Origin of the sequence: Thermoleptolyngbya sp. M55_K2018_002, assembly GCF_015295965.1 — a bacterium.
Lineage (GTDB): Bacteria > Cyanobacteriota > Cyanobacteriia > Elainellales > Elainellaceae > Thermoleptolyngbya > Thermoleptolyngbya sichuanensis.
In genome coordinates this window covers 37586-50854 of sequence record NZ_DVEA01000162.1, presented here as the reverse complement: position 1 = coordinate 50854, position 13269 = coordinate 37586, and the positions used below count along the sequence as shown (strand labels likewise).

Sequence of the window (13269 nt, the reverse complement as noted above, 5' to 3'; positions counted from 1 at the left end):
GGGGTTAGGGGTTGTGGCTCCGCAACGCTGGCGCACGGAGGGTTAAATTTGCAGCCTTTGCTGCATTAAGCTTTGCAGTTTAAACTTTGGCTCAGCCATTCTGTTCGCTCAACACTTTTCTCATGTATCAACTCCTGATTGAGCAGGCGGAGTCCGTGCTGGGAGAATTTCAGCTCGCCAGGTCGGACTTGACGGCTGGCGCGGTCGGCTGTGCGTTGAGTACCGCCACCGGCCAGGTTTACACAGGCATCTGCCTGGATTTGGCGTGCGGCATTGGGTTTTGTGCAGAACACGCGGCGATCGCCGAAATGCTAAAAGCTCGCGAAACCGTTATCGACTCGATCGTTGCGGTGAGCGCTAAGGGAATTCTGATGCCCTGCGGCCGGTGTAGAGAATTGATGGTGCAGGTCGGCAGCGCAAACCTGAACACGAAGGTCGTCGTGGATCGGATGAATCACATCCGGTTGAGTGAACTCTTGCCCCGACACTGGATGTAAACCCCAGATAAGCCATCTAAAATCGCCAATCTAAAATCCAAAATCCAAAATCTCACGTCGCATAGCCAATCACCCGATAGACCTCCACAAGTTGCTGTTTGCCGCTGAGCGCTAATGGGCCCCAGGATTCCACCTGAAACTTGCCTTTGACATGCATTAGGGTTTCCTCGGCAATCAGCACGCGGCAGAGATCCACCTGGCGATCCTTGAGGCAGCTTTCCAGCCGCGATGCCGTGTTCACGCTGTCGCCAATCACGCCGTATTCCATTCGCTCCTTGCCGCCGAGGCTGCCCACCACCACGGGCCCGGTGAAAATGCCCACCCGCATTTGAATCGGCGGAAGACCGCGCTGTTGCCAGATCTGGTTCAGTTGCTCCAGCCGTTTGCCCATCGACAACGCACAGGCGATCGCCTGATAGGCATCCTCATCCACCTCGCGCTCCTCCAGGCGGGGCATGGGTACGCCAAAAATCGCCAGCAGCCCGTCGCCCGTAAACTTGTTGATAATGCCGTGGTGCTGCTGAATTTCGTGGGTCATGGCTTCCAGGTATTCGTTGAGCCATTCCAGCAGCGCCTCCGGCGGCATTTGCTCAGAAATGGTGCTGAACCCTTTGATATCGGTAAACAGCATCGTGGCGACGAGCCGCTGACCCGGCAGCTTGCCTGAGGCCAGCAGGCGATCGCGCGCATTCCACAGCGCGTCGGCAATTTCGGGCGAGGTGTTTTGCCCCAACAGCGTCATCACCATCTGCTGCTGGCGGTGCGACTGTTGCGCTCGGTAGGCGACGACCGTCCCCAGTGACATCATCGAGGCGATCGCCGGAGCCACCGTTGGAACCCAGCCCTGCTGCAAAAACAGCCCAAAGCCCGCGCCGCCAATCAAGCCCAGCAGTCCTACGCTGCTTAGCCCCAGCGCAATCGGATGGCGCACCGCCCAGGCCACTGCCCCGCTGACCGTTGCCCAGCCCCAGATCCACAGCGACTCCTGCCACTCTTGCCAAAACCAGAAGGGCGATCGCGCTCCGGTGGCAGCATCGAGAAACTGGCTTACCATCTGGGCATGAATCACCACACCGGGCATCTGGTGCGACACCTGCTCGCCCGCGCTAAAGGGCGTGTAGAACAGATCCTTGCCGCTGGGAGCCGTCATCCCAATCAGCACAATTTTGTCCTGCACCCACTCTGGCGAAATGTTTTGCGCCAAGACCTGACTCAAGCTGACGCGGCGAGCCGGATTTTGGCGGGCGCGATAGTTCAGCAGGGTTTGGTAGCCGCTGCTGTCGAGGCGCTGATAGGCTCCGGAGTTGGCTTGTAGCGGCACAAAGGCGGACGCGCCAAGCTGCAAATCGTCGGGATTGGCGGCGCTGGGGCGCGGGCGGATATCGTCTGGCTTGAGATATGCCAGCGCCAGCCGCAGCGACAGGGACGTGTGGGTTTCGGTGTCGGTGTGGGCATACAGCAGGCTGCGGCGAATTACGCCGTCCCGGTCAATTACAAAATCGTTGAAGCCCACTCGCTCTGGAGGGAATCCTGGCGGCGGCGGAATGCGATTGCCCGCCGATTCGCCCAGCTTGGCGATGGCAATTAGATTATCGGCTTGAAGCTGGGCCTGGAGTTGAGCATGACCCGGCTCTTGGGGTACGTCGCGGTGCAGGTCTAGCCCGATGACGCGGGGCTGGTATTGCTGAAGCTGGGCGATCGCCCTGGCCAGGGTTTCATCCGACGGTGTAGCCCGCTGGAGTGTTTGAATATCTGCTTCGGTGATTTCCACCACCAGCAGGCGTGGGTCGGGCGAATCGGGCGAATCGCCCAGCAATCCGTCCCGGAATCGCAGGCGCACCATCCGGTCATAAATCCGCAGTTCCAGCGGCTCCAGCCCGCCCACTTGCCGCAGCCCCAGCACTAGCCCAGTGATAGCAAGTCCGGTCACGGTTGCTGCTTTTAGCCCCGCCAGCAGGTTTGGCTGAAGCGTTTGCCAGGTTTTTGCAAAGGCGGAGAAGGGTGGAGTATTCACGGGTGGTTTAGGGCAAGACGGCTGAATCAACGTCAGGCTGAGTAAGCCTGGAGAATACCTAGGCCGCCGTGATGCTGCTTTAACTGACCCTCAGGTTATGTAGAGTCTTGCTGCCTAGCTAATCGACTGGCTTCCTAGCTTCCTAATTGTTGCAATTGTTGCACCCGTATCTGCTGCTGCCTGTTCAAGCGTCGTGATGGCGATTCATGATGGCGATTCATGATGGCTATTTTAGTCATCTTCAGTCATCGAGCTTGTTCAGTCATCGAGCTTGAGTGGTTGGGCAAAGCCTGCCTGCTCAAAAGGCGGGTCAGTGATCAAGGCTTCTGGAATGCCCAATCGCTGCATGATGACGCAGGATGACAAAAGACGTGCAAGCTACTTGCAGGCTACTTGCAGGCTACTTGCAGTCCCTTTGCAGTTGACTCGTGCCCCTTCATGACCACGCCTGATCAGGTCTATCTATTACAGAGTTCCCAGGCGATCGCATCTGTAATCGCGTCACGGTAAACTTCAACAAATGGGGTTGAACATGGGGCTGTCTAGTCGGACAGCGGTGTTAGGACTCGTCTGGGGCGATCGCCGCTCTGACCAAAATCACGGTGCAATCGCTGCTGCGGGCGATCGCCTCAGGGATGTTGCCTGTGAGCGCCTGTTGCAGCAGGCTTTCGCGGCTTGCCCCCAGCACAATCACGTCGCAGGGTTCCTGCCAGGCCAGCCGCAGGATCGCCCCCGGCACGGAATGTCCGCGGATTGGGCGCGTGGTAATGGAGCAGTTGACCCGCTGGCGCAGTTCGTCCATCGCCGCCGCCATCACAGACAAATCTGCCATCGGTTCCTCGACGGGCAACACCTGACAGAGCTTGATGCTGGGTTCGGGGCTGAGGCGGGTCAGCGCAGGCAGCAGCGTCAGGGCATATTGCGCGTTGGGCCCGCCCGACAGCGGCAGCAGCCAGTGATTGAATCGAGTCTCTTCGCCCAGCTTGACCAGCACCACGTCGCAGGGGGCCTGGCGAATCAGGGTGTCTACCGTTGTGCCAAATACGCGCCCTGGCGTGCTGGTGCTGCCTTTCCAGCCCATCAGCACCAGGTTAATATGCCGCGCCTTGATGGCCTCTAGCATGGCCTGGGCTGCGTCGTGGGCCACCCGAATCTGCGTATGCACAGGAACCTGCCAGTCTTGCCCCAAATGCTCAATCTGCCGCAGCAAGCGCCGCGCCTGGGTGGTGCGGACGGCGGTTTCTGAGGGTGGATGGGCCCGCGACACCAGGATGACGTGCAGCACCTCTAGCTCATAGCCCCGCTCCTGGGCGATCGCCCCCGCCAGTTTCACCAAAATCGGAGCCGTCTGGGGATTGCTGACGGGCAGCAGCAGCCGACCCCGACCCGTGGCGGGCGATCGCGTCCGATAAACTTCATAGGAGGGCGCGGGACGGGGCCCCAGTTGCAGCGACTCGCCCGTGAGCTGATCCGACTCGGCGCGAATAATGTCGGCGCGGGTGATAATGCCTACTAGCTTTGGTCCATCCGTGACGGGTAAGCGGCTGACCTTAAACCGATTCAGCAAAAACAGCACATGGGTCAGCGAGTCGGACGGGCGGACGGTTACGGGCTGGGCCGTCATCACGTCCGACAGGGTGGCAGCCGCAGGGTTGGACGGTTGCCGCTCTGGAGCCGACAGATCGCTCTGGGTGACGATGCCCACCAGCCGTCCGTTGTCTACAACCGGAAACCCGCGATGGTGCGATCGCGCAAAGGCCTGCTTCGCCTCATCCAGCGACAAACTGCTCGACAGCGTTTCCACCCGCCGCTGCATCACCGCTGCCGCCGTTAGCTTTTGCCAAGGCGCGGGCTGGGTTCCTGGCGACTGAATCTGGATGCCGTTCCACTCCAGCAGTCGAGTATAAAACGAACTGCCCACCAGCCGCTGCGCCACCAGATAGGCAATGCCTGAGCCAATCATCAGCGGCAGCACCAGGTTGAAATTGGCTGTAATCTCAAACACGATGACGATCGCTGTTACCGGGCCCCGCGTCACCGCGCTGAAAAATGCGCCCATCCCCGCCAGCGCATAGGTACTGGCCGGACTGACATGCGGCGCAAGCCCCAGCAGCGACTCCAGCCCGCTGCCCGTAATGCCCACCAGCGCTCCCAGCGCCGACCCCAAAATCAGCGACGGCGCAAAAATTCCCCCCGGCGCACCCGACCCGTAGGCCACCAGCGTCAGCAAAAACTTTGCGCCAAAGGCCAGCAGCAGCAAGTACCAGGCAGCATTGCCGCCGCTGAGCAGATCTTGCAGACCCGTGTTGTCCCGAAAGCTGTCGGGCAGTTGCGACACCACCAGCCCAGACAACAGCCCCGCCAGCCCAATCCGCCCCGGCAGCCCCAGCGGAAGCCGACGGTTGAGGGCCAGGCTGACGAAAATGCCCCGGCTAAACAGCGACCCCAGCAGCCCCGCCAGTAGCCCCAAAATCAGGAAGAGCGGCACATCGTAGAGCGAAAACGTGGCCTCGTAGGCGGTCATGCCCAGATCTAGGCTGAGGCTGCGGCCGCCCAGCACCCGCGACACGACTGCGCCTATGAAGGAAGCCAGAATCGCTGTGCCCAGCGTGATGCCAGAGAAATCTTGCAAAAACTCTTCCACCACGAACAAAACGCCCGCGATGGGGGCATTGAAGCCGGCCGCCAGTCCTGCCGCTGCGCCTGAAGCGATGAGCTGGCGACGATATTCTGGCGAGGTGGGAATCCACTGGCTGAGTTGGGCGGCCAAAGCCGCGCCAATTTGCACCGTCGGCCCCTGACGACCCAGGTTCAGGCCTGCGCCCAGAGTGAGAATAACGCTGACCAGTTTTACCAGGGCAACCCGCATATTGAGGGCGATCGCCACATTGGCCAGCGCCGCCTTCACCTGGGGAATGCCGCTGCCTGCCGCCTCCGGAGCCAGCCGCTCCACCAGGAACCCAGCCAGTCTGTAAACTGGTGCGACCATTGCACCCGCCACCCGCCCAGCCAGCCCACGCTCTGTTTGAGCATGACCGCTGCCAGCCCCGAAACCAGACCAATGACGCAGGCTTCCGCGATCGCAAACTGTTTGGAGCCATTGATCCAGCGCACATTGATCCAGTGCATTTGAAGAATTGGGAATGAGGGAGAGCGCAGAATAGCGGTGATAGCCGCCGGGCTACCCGTCCAACTGCTTCACCAAAAGCTGATTCGTCAGCTTCGGGTCGGCGCGGCCACCTGTTTGCTTCATAACCTGACCCACAAAAAAGCCCAGCATGTTCTTCTTGCCGCTGCGATATTTTTCCAGTTCGGCGGGATGAGCTTCCAGCACTTTGGCGATCGCCGCTTCGATTGCAGCCGGGTCGGAAATCTGAATCAGCCCCTTCTTTTCGACCAGTTCCTTGGCGGAGCCGCCTTGGGTCAGCAGCTCTGGCAGAATATCTTTGGCAATTTTGGTGCTGATGGTGTTGGACTCGATCAGCCTGATCATTTCCGCCAGGGTTTCGGGAGTCAGGGGCAGGTCAGCCAGGGTTTTCTTTTCGGTGTTGAGATAGCCGCTGATGTCGCCCATTAGCCAGTTGGCGGCCTGTTTGGCGGGTGCGCCTGCGGCCAGGGTCGCCTCAAAGTATTCCGCCATCGCGCGATCGTCCGTCAGCACGCGGGCATCGTAGGACGACAGCCCCAGGTCTTCTTCGTAGCGATGGCGCTTGGCAGCGGGCAGTTCCGGCAGTTCACGTTTCCATGCAGCAAGCTGTTCGGCAGAGACTTCGATGGGGCCGAGGTCGGGTTCGGGGAAATAGCGATAGTCGCTGGAGCCTTCCTTGACCCGCATACTGATGGTGCGCTGGCTGCCTTCTTCCCAGAGGCGCGTTTCTTGAACGAGGCGATCGCCCGCCTCCAGCACCTCAATCTGCCGCTCAATTTCGTAGTTAATTGCCCGCTCGATGGCATTGAAGGAATTCATGTTTTTGATTTCCACCTTCGTGCCAAATTTTTCTGATCCCACAGGACGGACAGAAATGTTCACATCGCAGCGCAGAGAACCCTCCTGCATGTTGCCATCCGACACCCCCAGATAGCGCATGATCCGGCGCAGTTCGCGGGCATATTCCGCTGCCTCTGCCCCAGAGCGCAGATCGGGTTCCGACACGATTTCAATCAGCGGCACGCCCGCCCGGTTATAGTCCACCAGCGAAAAGGTAGACCCAGAGAGGCGATCGCTCCCGCCATGCACCAGCTTGCCTGCATCTTCTTCCATGTGCAGCCGCGTAATGCCAATGCGCTTGCGAACGGGTTGCCCGTCTTCTTCTAGCTCGATTTCTAGCCAGCCATGCTCGGCGATTGGCAGGTCATACTGCGAAATTTGGTAGTTTTTCGGCAAATCAGGGTAGAAATACTGCTTGCGGTCAAACTTGCTGTAGGGTGCAATTTGACAGTTCAGCGCCAGCCCCGCCTTCACTGCGTATTCCAGCACCTTTTGATTCAGCACAGGCAGCGTCCCCGGCAGCCCCATACACACCGGGTCAATATTCGTGTTGGGGTCAGCGCCAAAAGCCGTCGAACTGCTGGAAAAAATCTTGGTTTCGGTGCTGAGCTGACAGTGTGTTTCCAGCCCGATGACGGCTTCGTATTGGGTCTTGGTGGCGGTGGTGGTCATAGAAAACTCTGGAAAGTCCAGTTCCAATCCTCTGATGCTTTATTGTATCGCTGCGCCTCGCGCTCTCAAGCCATTTCAGAAATCGGCACTCTGCGTGTACCGGGAAATCGTCCAACTGCGTGAATCCTAACTTCATCAGGCTTGAGGTTTGAGCCAAGGTCTGGTTGTATCCCTTGCAAAAGCCAGGAAAGGCGGGGCAGAATGCGGAATAGGAGGTGGGGGAGGCTATAAGGATGGTATATATTGTTGTCCAAGCTGATTTTGTCCGGGCTGATTTTATCCAAGCTGACTAGGCAAGGGGCTGGTCGTCTAAGCTGATTGTCCGAGCTTCAGCATTGTCCAAGCTTCAGGTTCAAGCTTCAGGTTCAAGCTTCAGGTTCAGGCTTCAGCGGCAAGTTAAATGGTCTTGGCAAATGGTTTTGGGTTTGTGGCGTGTGTTTGGAGAGGGGCGTGAGTACTGAATCGTCATCATTGGAATCGCTGGTGCGGGAAATTGGAGAAGCCGTCCTGGCAACGACGGAAACGGTTGATCAGCTAACGGGACACATGGATGCGTTGTCCAAGCAGGTGCAGCAGCAGGGCTACCAAATTTTCGCCCTGAGCGACACCGTACAGACTTTGGCAGAAAATCAGGATGCTACGCTAGAGCGCCTCGCTCAGTTGACGGACACGCTGCAACGGCTGGTGGCGGCGATTGAAGCCGATCCCGAATCTGCTTAAGAAGCTTTGCAGAATTGCGCTTTGCAGAATTGCGCTGGAACGCCAAAGGCATGTCAGGGATATGTCATAGGGATGTCAAAAACTTGGCAGAGATCCTGGAGGGCGATCGCCTAGGGTGAGTCCGGAGTACCTAGTTGGGTGATGACACTGACCCGACAAATATGAAATGGTTGCGAAAAGGTTGAATCGTCACACACCCGGTCGGCGGAGCCGATCGAACTACCCGGCAATCAGCGAGGGAGCGCAAGATATATGGTCAAAGCTAGTAGCATGGAAGCCAGCACCGAAGCTTGCACGAGAGCCAGCACTGAGGACTACATCGCTATGACGAGGGCTGAGTCGAGGTCGGAGGAACTAAAACGCGAGTGGCAGGCGCGGCTCCAGCAAGACCATCCCGGCCAGCCCGCAATGCTCCAGGAGGCAATCTTGCGCTGGCTGTTGGGCGACGAGCCGCAGCGCTTCGATGAGATGACCCCAGTGCAAGTTATGGTGGCGCAGCAGGCGATGGACTATCGCTATCGCATTTTGCAGCAGCGCTATTTAGGAGTCCGACCAGACCAAGCTTACAAAAACCTGCTACAGCGTCTCAGCAGTCTGTTCCTGATTCGCAGCAAAGTCCGAACCTGGGTGGCGCTATCGCGCGATCGCCATCGCAGCGTCATGGATGTGCTGCAAGAAGTGATTCAGGAACTCATTCAAAACGACTCCTATATTCGCCAGCAGGTGCAGTGGATCGCCTGCTGCACCAATCAGCCCCGCCTGCGGGACGGGCTAATGCTGGCCAGCATTGAGGAATACTGCCTGCGCCCCATCCGCAATCAGCCGCTGCTGGTCTATCGGTTTGTCAACTATCTGCGGCGCACCCAGCGCGGCGGCATGACTCAGGTTCCGACGGGCGAACTGATTCGGCTGGTATCGGAAGAAATTTCTCCTGACGATAGCGACAGCGCCATGAGCCTGCTCGATTCTCAGGCGCTGAGTCAGTACGAGCAGCAGCGCGATTGGGAGGAACAGCAGGCCCTGCGCGACGAGGTAAAGCAAACGTTTCTGGACTATCTCGCTCAGGAAGTAGACCCGCTGGCGGCGCAATGGCTCCGGCTGCATCTCCAAGGCAAGTCGCAGGAGGCGATCGCTACGGCGCTGGGGGTTCCGGTCAAGCAGGTTTATCGACTGCGGGAAAAAATTAGCTATCACGCCCTGCGTGTGTTTGCCATTAAGGCCGAGTCCGAATTGGTCATGACCTGGCTGGGCACCTCAGTAGACAATAACTTGGGGCTTGCGCCTGATCAGTGGGATGAGTTCTATAACGCCCTCAGTCCAGAACAGCAGCAGTTAGTGCAGGATTTCAAAACCTGGAAAACCGCCGAGGCGATCGCCCAGCATCGCAATGTCAAGGTGAATCAAATTACTGGAGAATGGGTCAAGGTCTACCTGTCTGCCCATAGCCTGCGAAACTCGTCCCAGTCTGACGACTCCGACAACTCAGAATCGGCCTGAGCCATCCGCCGCAAACGCAGGCAGGGCAGGCTGGCGGCTTGCGGATGGCGATTTGCAGCAAGACTGGGTATGCTTGAGTGAACAAACCGCCAAGGGTGCTGGAAGCGGCTTGCTTTCATCATGGTCAATCATGGTCAAACCCAAAGATTGAGAACGGTGCGATTTTATGACCTCCCCGCTCAACAAAAAAGTCGGGGCAACATCTGCCGACGCTCAGTATCGGTCGGTTTTGTCTCATTTTCCAGGCAGCCTCGCGCAGTCGCTAGACCTCCAGCAGATGTTTGTCTTGATTGACGGCATCTTGCCCTTTGAAGCGTGTTTGTATTATCAAGTGCTGCCGCTAAAGCTGGAAGACAACTGCCTGCTGCTGGGCATGGTCAACCCCGAAGACAGCCCGGCCGCAGACTATGTGCGCCGCATTATCGCCTACCACAACTACTATCCCAAGCCCCAGCCGATTTCGTCTGATGCGCTCCAGGCATCCCTTTCTGCCTATTTGCACTACACGGGCAGCCGCACCGCCCAGCCCAGCCCACCCGCTGGCGTAGAAGAGACAGACCGTTCGGGCGATCGCGCCAACACCAGGGATGAGGCCGAAGCCGATCGTCGTCCACGAGTTGCCCCCCGCATCCGTACCGAGCAAAAGCTAGACCGCAATACCCAGCCAACGCTGGTGGTTGATAGCCCAGAAGATTTGAGCCAGGAGCTTGCGCCGCCCCGGTTTCGTCCGATTTATGCGCCCTCGGACACGCCACCCGCCGCACCAGAGCCAGCGCCGGAACCTGCTCAGCCGGAACCCATTCAGCCGGAACCTGTTCAGCCTGCTCTGATGGCAGAGCCAGAGGGGCGATTGCCCGAAAATCCCTTTGAGCCATTTCCAGATCTGGACTCGCTTTCCGATGTAGCCAGTGCATCACGGGCTGACGCAAGACCAGAGCCAATTCACGGTGAACCCAAGGTGGCGCTGAGCCGCGATTCTGCCGAAGAGAATCCGGTTTCGTCCCCACCCACGGCAAAGCGGAGTGCCGAAGCCCCACCCTCGGAGGCAGTGTTTTTGGATGAAGACGAGCTAGCAGAATCCATCTCTGCGATTCAAAGGCAGGAAGAGCCGTTGCCCACCCCGGCGATTGCCCCGGATATTCCCCTGGAAACCCTGCAAGACTACCTCGCGACCTTCATCAACGTCGAGCAGCCGCCCCAAGTGCCGACGCAGTTAATGACACCGATTCCGCCGCTCGTCGTGCAGCTAAACCATCTCAGCCGTCCAGCAGAAACCCTGGCCACCCTGCCCCCCCCAGAATTGCTGCAAGAACTGCTGGGACGAGTCCTGATCGGCGGCATTGGGCGGCTCTATTTCGAGCATCAGCCCCGCTATGGGCGCATTCTCTGGAGCCAAAACGGGGTGCTGCAATCCGTCATCGATCGCCTGGATTTGCGCCATTTTCGAGGCATCATCGCCGAACTGAAGCAGCTTGCTGGGCTGCCGCTGGTGCCAGTCGAACAGCCCCGCCAGGTTGAAATCGAGCGATTGCACGAGCGGACAAGACTCCTCCTGCGCTTCCGCTTTATCCCCACCGAACAGGGCGAAGAGGCGACGCTACAAATTTTACGCGGAGCCGCGCTGAAGTTTTATCAGCAGCAGCAAATCGCTACGTTAGAGCGAGATGCCCTGCGAATTGCCCGACAACTCCAGACCAAGCTAAACGAAATCCGCGATCGCGCTCGTCTAGAGTCGGGCATGGTCGCCGCGAAGCTGGAGGTGTTGCCCGCCCTCAGCCAAATTATCAAAACCATTGAGGAACAGGTAGACAGCCTGAAACCGGAACCTGTTGATTCGCCAGAAGATGCACCCCCTTGAGTGGACGCAGGCATCAGCGAATGAAGCTAGGGCGTGCTTTAAAACCCTCTGATCTCCCCTTAGCCGCCCTTAAAAAGGGGGGAACCGAGCCAAACTGCCCCGGAAGTCCCCCTTAATACCCTTAATAAGGGGGATTTAAGGGGGATCGACTCAAGACAATTAACGATCTAGAGAGTTTTAAGACACTGCCTAGGGCGTAGATGCAGCAGAGCAAGAGGGCAAACGTTTGTGTTCTTTTTTCTCCTGTGCCCTTTTCTTCTACGCCCTCTTCTTCAAAGAGTCGCGATTACATCGCAATTATCCAGAAAGCAAATACAAGAAAGCAAAATGGGGCGAGTTGCTTCAACTCACCCCACTTTTTGACGGGCCAGGAGGGATTCGAACCCCCGACACCGTGGTCCGTAGCCACGTGCTCTAGTCCACTGAGCTACAGGCCCCTGTCAGAAACTCTATACTATCACACGACATCAACACAATTAGGCGCATGAACCAAAATTCTGCTGAAAAATCTCTGCCCAACCTGACCCATCTGGACGCAACCGGGCAGGCACACATGGTGGATGTGTCGGCTAAGGCGGCCACTGTGCGGACGGCGATCGCCCTGGGGCAAATTCAGATGCAGCCCGAAACCCTGGCGGCCATTGAAGCGGGCAATGCACCCAAGGGCGACGTGCTGGGCACGGCCAGGTTGGCGGGCATCATGGCAGCCAAGCAAACCGCTAACCTGATTCCCCTCTGTCACCCGCTCCCCCTGCAAAAAGTAGACGTTCAGATTACGCCAAATCCAGACCTGCCCGGTTACGACATCCGCGCTGAGGTGCGCCTCAAAGCCGAAACAGGGGTGGAAATGGAAGCGCTAACTGCCATTTCGGTCGCAGCACTGACGCTCTACGACATGGCCAAAGCCCTGGAAAAATCGATGAAAATTACGAACATTCGCCTGCTCAGCAAAACGGGCGGCAAGTCGGGCGATTATCTGGCCGCGCAATAGCGAATCCTGTGAAAAGTCAGCATGTTCTTGTGCTTGCTTCTTGTTCTCGCAGGGTGTGTACGCTGTGCTGAAAAGACAAGAATTTCGCCCCCCTCGCCTTGCTCACTTGCTTCAACAGACGGACACACTGTACGGTCGCGCTGTGCGGTTATTGGGCGGACACGCTGTGGAGTTACGCTGTGCGGTCACGGTGTACAGCCACACTGTGCGGTCACGTTGTGGAGTCATGGTGTATAACCGCACTGTGGGGTCACGCTGTGAGGCCACGCTGTACGATGTCACTCACACCGTACAATGAAAGCTGAATGGTCATCCCGACAGTTCATCCTGACAGTTCATCCCGGATAATAGTATGCCTCCCCGCTGGCCCCGCGAACCCGACCGCAACGACCCCGCCTTTCGCAAGCTAGACGACCGCATGACCTTTGCCACCCACGTTGCAGCGTTCATTGCGGTCAACTCTGGCGTGTGGTTCTTTCGACTTGTGCAAGCGCAGACCTGGCCCTGGACCGTGTGGTTTAGCGGGCTATGGCTGGCGGCCTTGGTGGCGCATGGGGTGTATATCTTTGCGATCGCCGACTATTCTGGCCCGGTTACCAAGCCCAACGCAAAATCCCCTTGAGGTGCGTCCTGAAACGGCAATTCTCGATAGATTGCAGCCCTACCTGACTGTTCATTCCACCCATTAATACGGCTTATTAACACGGCGTAACTATGGCATATTCCAATTCTTCCGAAGCCATCGAGGCCCTGGCCGCAGAACTGGGCAAAGAGGTGTATATCGACGTAGCCAAGTGGCATCTGTATCTCCGCGATGCTCACCTCAACACCCCCCTGGCAGAGCAGATCTATCCCTTGCTTGAAAAAGGCGTGCCGACCGAGGACGAGGTGCTGGGGATTCTGCGCGGCATTCCCGTCAAGCTAGGTGGCGGCAAGCACGAAGTCTCTCTGCTGGATCTACTGCCCGTGCAGTCCCAAATCCAATTGATGGACATTGTGGAAGCGTTTCAGCAAAAGCTCTGAATCATCTGA

At 58.0% G+C, this 13269-nt stretch carries 9 protein-coding genes, 1 tRNA gene and 1 pseudogene; 7 read left to right on the top strand and 4 right to left on the bottom strand.

Annotated elements, in window-relative coordinates:
- Positions 1-122: 122 nt before the first annotated feature.
- Positions 123-497 (top strand): hypothetical protein, encoded by a 375-nt coding sequence (locus IGS51_RS08185; protein ID WP_297077908.1) that lies wholly within the window; start codon positions 123-125, stop codon positions 495-497.
- Positions 498-549: 52 nt separating this feature from the next.
- Here the strand turns inward: IGS51_RS08185 and IGS51_RS08180 are convergent, their stop codons facing one another.
- From IGS51_RS08180 to gatB, 3 genes and pseudogenes are all read right to left on the bottom strand, one after another.
- A complete protein-coding gene (locus tag IGS51_RS08180; RefSeq protein ID WP_297077906.1) occupies positions 550-2511 on the bottom strand; it encodes an adenylate/guanylate cyclase domain-containing protein in 1962 nt (653 codons plus the stop codon).
- Positions 2512-3070: 559 nt separating this feature from the next.
- Positions 3071-5640: pseudogene (locus IGS51_RS08175) on the bottom strand (chloride channel protein).
- Between the two features lie 52 nt (positions 5641-5692).
- Complete coding sequence (gene gatB / locus IGS51_RS08165) at positions 5693-7171, bottom strand: Asp-tRNA(Asn)/Glu-tRNA(Gln) amidotransferase subunit GatB (protein WP_297077901.1); 1479 nt, start codon at positions 7169-7171, stop codon at positions 5693-5695.
- A 450-nt stretch (positions 7172-7621) separates the two neighbouring features.
- Between gatB and IGS51_RS08160 the strand changes: the two genes are divergently transcribed.
- From IGS51_RS08160 to IGS51_RS08150, 3 genes are all read left to right on the top strand, one after another.
- Complete coding sequence (locus IGS51_RS08160) at positions 7622-7891, top strand: hypothetical protein (RefSeq protein WP_205370696.1); 270 nt, start codon at positions 7622-7624, stop codon at positions 7889-7891.
- Positions 7892-8143: 252 nt separating this feature from the next.
- Entirely contained in the window at positions 8144-9388 is a 1245-nt protein-coding gene (locus IGS51_RS08155; RefSeq protein WP_297077898.1) for a HetZ-related protein 2, read from the top strand.
- 166 nt (positions 9389-9554) lie between these two features.
- Complete coding sequence (locus IGS51_RS08150) at positions 9555-11246, top strand: hypothetical protein (RefSeq protein ID WP_297077896.1); 1692 nt, start codon at positions 9555-9557, stop codon at positions 11244-11246.
- A 363-nt stretch (positions 11247-11609) separates the two neighbouring features.
- On the opposite strand, the gene IGS51_RS08145 is transcribed toward IGS51_RS08150, so the two are convergent.
- Positions 11610-11683, bottom strand: a tRNA-Arg gene (locus IGS51_RS08145).
- Positions 11684-11730: 47 nt separating this feature from the next.
- On the opposite strand from IGS51_RS08145, the gene moaC reads away from it, so the two are divergent.
- From moaC to IGS51_RS08130, 3 genes are all read left to right on the top strand, one after another.
- Positions 11731-12237: a cyclic pyranopterin monophosphate synthase MoaC gene (gene moaC / locus IGS51_RS08140; RefSeq protein ID WP_297077894.1), complete on the top strand. Its 507-nt coding sequence runs from the start codon at positions 11731-11733 to the stop codon at positions 12235-12237.
- Positions 12238-12589: 352 nt separating this feature from the next.
- Positions 12590-12859 (top strand): 2TM domain-containing protein, encoded by a 270-nt coding sequence (locus tag IGS51_RS08135; protein ID WP_172358844.1) that lies wholly within the window; start codon positions 12590-12592, stop codon positions 12857-12859.
- Between the two features lie 92 nt (positions 12860-12951).
- On the top strand, positions 12952-13260 hold the full coding sequence (locus IGS51_RS08130) for a DUF3181 family protein (RefSeq protein WP_172354768.1): 309 nt from the start codon (positions 12952-12954) through the stop codon (positions 13258-13260).
- The last annotated feature ends 9 nt before the right edge of the window (positions 13261-13269 follow it).

Bases quoted from the DNA above. Each gene is read 5' to 3' on its own strand.
- IGS51_RS08185 (WP_297077908.1), top strand. From the start codon at position 123: ATGTATCAACTCCTGATTGAGCAGGCGGAGTCCGTGCTGGGAGAATTT.
- gatB (WP_297077901.1), bottom strand. From the start codon at position 7,171: ATGACCACCACCGCCACCAAGACCCAATACGAAGCCGTCATCGGGCTG.
- IGS51_RS08155 (WP_297077898.1), top strand. From the start codon at position 8,144: ATGGTCAAAGCTAGTAGCATGGAAGCCAGCACCGAAGCTTGCACGAGA.
- IGS51_RS08150 (WP_297077896.1), top strand. From the start codon at position 9,555: ATGACCTCCCCGCTCAACAAAAAAGTCGGGGCAACATCTGCCGACGCT.
- moaC (WP_297077894.1), top strand. From the start codon at position 11,731: ATGAACCAAAATTCTGCTGAAAAATCTCTGCCCAACCTGACCCATCTG.
- IGS51_RS08135 (WP_172358844.1), top strand. From the start codon at position 12,590: ATGCCTCCCCGCTGGCCCCGCGAACCCGACCGCAACGACCCCGCCTTT.
- IGS51_RS08130 (WP_172354768.1), top strand. From the start codon at position 12,952: ATGGCATATTCCAATTCTTCCGAAGCCATCGAGGCCCTGGCCGCAGAA.